Genomic DNA, 3,169 nt, shown 5'->3' on the forward strand with positions numbered 1-3,169 from the left:
GTATCACCAGTATCTCCCTTGGCTCCTGTTGGGCCTTGGGCTCCGGTTGCTCCAGTCACACCCTGTATTCCTTGGGCTCCGGTGGCACCTGTATTTCCTGTTGGACCTTGTGCTCCGGTATCACCAGTATCTCCCTTGGCTCCTGTTGGGCCTTGGGCTCCGGTTGCTCCTGTCACACCCTGTATTCCTTGAGCACCTGTGGCTCCCGTGTCACCAGTATCTCCTTTAGCTCCGGTTACACCCTGTATTCCTTGGGCCCCGGTGGCACCAGTATTTCCTGTTGGACCTTGTGCTCCGGTTGAACCTTGGGCACCAGTGGCCCCGGTATCTCCTAGGTCACCTTTTTCACCTTGTATTCCTTGTGATCCGGTTGCTCCGGTATCACCAGTATCTCCCTTGGCTCCTGTTGGGCCTTGGGCTCCGGTTGCTCCAGTCACACCCTGTATTCCTTGGGCTCCGGTGGCACCTGTATTTCCTGTTGGACCTTGTGCTCCGGTTGGACCCTGGGCACCAGTGGCCCCGGTATCTCCTTGGTCACCTTTTTCACCTTGTATTCCTTGTGATCCGGTTGCTCCGGTATCACCAGTATCTCCCTTGGCTCCTGTTGGGCCTTGGGCTCCGGTTGCTCCAGTCACACCCTGTATTCCTTGGGCTCCGGTGGCACCTGTATTTCCTGTTGGACCTTGTGCTCCGGTTGCCCCGGTATCTCCTGTATCTCCTTTCTCACCTGTCGGACCTTGTATTCCTTGTGATCCGGTTGCTCCGGTATCACCAGTATCTCCCTTGGCTCCTGTTGGGCCTTGGGCTCCGGTTGCTCCAGTGTAACCTGTTGGACCCTGGGCACCTGTGTCACCAGTATCCCCTTTAGCACCGGTTACACCCTGTATTCCTTGGGCACCTGTGGCTCCCGTGTCACCTGTATCTCCTTTGGCTCCAGTCACACCCTGTATTCCTTGGGCTCCGGTGGCACCTGTGTCACCAATATCCCCTTTAGCTCCGGTTACACCCTGTATTCCTTGGGCACCGGTTGGACCTTGCACTCCGGTCTCGCCAGTATCTCCCTTGGCACCTGTATCTCCCTTGGCTCCAGTGGCTCCAGTATTTCCTGTTGGACCTTGGGCACCAGTGGCCCCGGTATCTCCTTGGTCACCTTTTTCACCTTGTATTCCTTGTGATCCGGTTGCTCCAGTTTCTCCTGTCGGACCTTGAGCCCCTGTGGCTCCTGTAGGACCTTGTGCACCGGTTGCTCCAGTGTCACCTGTTGGACCCTGGGCTCCTGTGTCACCAGTATCCCCTTTAGCACCGGTTACACCCTGTATTCCTTGGGCACCTGTGGCTCCCGTATCTCCTTTCTCACCTGTCGGACCTTGTATTCCTTGCGCACCGGTTGCTCCAGTTTCTCCTGTCGGACCTTGAGCCCCTGTGGCTCCTGTAGGACCTTGTGCACCGGTTGCTCCAGTGTCACCTGTTGGACCCTGGGCTCCTGTGGCGCCATCACTACCGGGAGGGCCTTGGGGACCCGCTGGACCTTGTGGGCCGGTATCGGGATCGATCCAAGAATAAATTCCCGACCCATCAGTAGACAGGACTTGTCCCCCCTTTCCTCCTACGGGCAGTTCTATTTCATTATTCGGATCATCATCTGCATCACGGATATCAATTGTAGTACTACCTCCTCTTTCCAAGACTATACTTACTGATTCATTCGCACTAACCACCGAACTACTAATTCCCTGATTATCGGTATTTAGCAATACTTTATCTACCCATTCTACTGTACCCACGGCATCAGTAACCAAGACCTTATCGTTACCGCCACTTAATATGTTTTCTGTTTGAACCGCATTGTCCGCCAATTTCGCATTGGTCACCGCATCGTCATCCATTTTTACGGTTGTAACCGCTCCGTCTCCCAGCTTGGACGTGACAATGGATAGGTCCTCTACCTTGAACGGATCCAAAGTAGTACCGATTCCTGTTATGGTTACCTGATCGGCAATGGCGTCGAAGCTCGACTTGTCCACCCAGGCCACGGTACCCACCGCATCGGTTACTAAAACTTTATCGTTACCTCCGCTTAATATGTTTTCTGTTTGAACCGCGTTGTCCGCCAATTCTGCATTGGTAATTCCACCGGCCGATACATCCAGTGTATAAGGACTACCCGTTGTTCCTGCTCCTGAACGGACCAAAGTGCCATCTGTTGCATTTAAAATTTCATTTCCTATTATGCCGTCTACTTCCGTTACCGTCACAGAACCTAAATCTATTAGAATCCAGTCGGACCCGTCCCATTGCATAACTTGGCCTGAAGCCGTACCATCGGCAATGTTCTCCAATTGAACCGCATTGTCGGCCAGTTTGGAATTAGTTACCGCATCAGGGCCAAGTTTGGAATTTACTATCGAAAGATCCTCTACCTTGAACGGATCCAATGTCGTGCCCACACCCGTAATCGTTACCTGATCCGCCAAAACGGCGAAGCTGGACCTGTCCACCCAAACAACTGTCCCAACTGCATCCGTAACCAGAACCTTATCATTGCCTCCGGATGCCAAATCCTCGGTAAGGATGGTACCGTTCAAAATGTTTTCGGTCTGCACCGCATCGTCCGCCAACTTGGCATTGGTCACCGCGTCGGCACCCAATTTTGCGGTTACTATGGACAGGTCCTCCACTTTGAAAGGATCCAAAGTAGTACCGATTCCTGTTATGGTTACTTGGTCCGCAATGGCATCGAAGCTGGATCTATCCACCCAGGCCACGGAACCTACCGCATCCGTAACCAAAACCTTATCGTTACCTCCAGAGGAAATATCCTCTGTTAAAATTGTGCCGTTCAATATATTTTCGGTCTGAACCGCATTGTCCGCCAATTTCGCATTGGTCACGGCATCTTCATCTAATTTTATGGTCGTAACAGCCCCATCTTCCAGCTTGGCTGTAATGATGGAAAGGTCCTCTACCTTGAAGGGATCCAAAGTCGTACCTAAACCTGTAATCGTTATCTGGTCCGCAATGGCATCGAAGCTCGACTTGTCTACCCAGGCCACGGTACCTACCGCATCGGTAACCATAACTTTATCGTTACCACCTGAGGAAATATCCTCTGTTAAAATAGTACCGTTCAATATGTTTTCGGTCTGCACCGCGTTGTCCGCCAGCTTGG

At 52.5% G+C, this 3,169-nt stretch carries 1 pseudogene; it reads right to left on the minus strand.

Annotated elements, in window-relative coordinates:
- A pseudogene (locus D0S24_RS21270) lies at window positions 1–3,169 on the minus strand (hypothetical protein); the annotation flags it as partial.

Source organism: Arenibacter sp. P308M17, from assembly GCF_003426735.1.
Classification (GTDB): Bacteria; Bacteroidota; Bacteroidia; order Flavobacteriales; family Flavobacteriaceae; genus Arenibacter.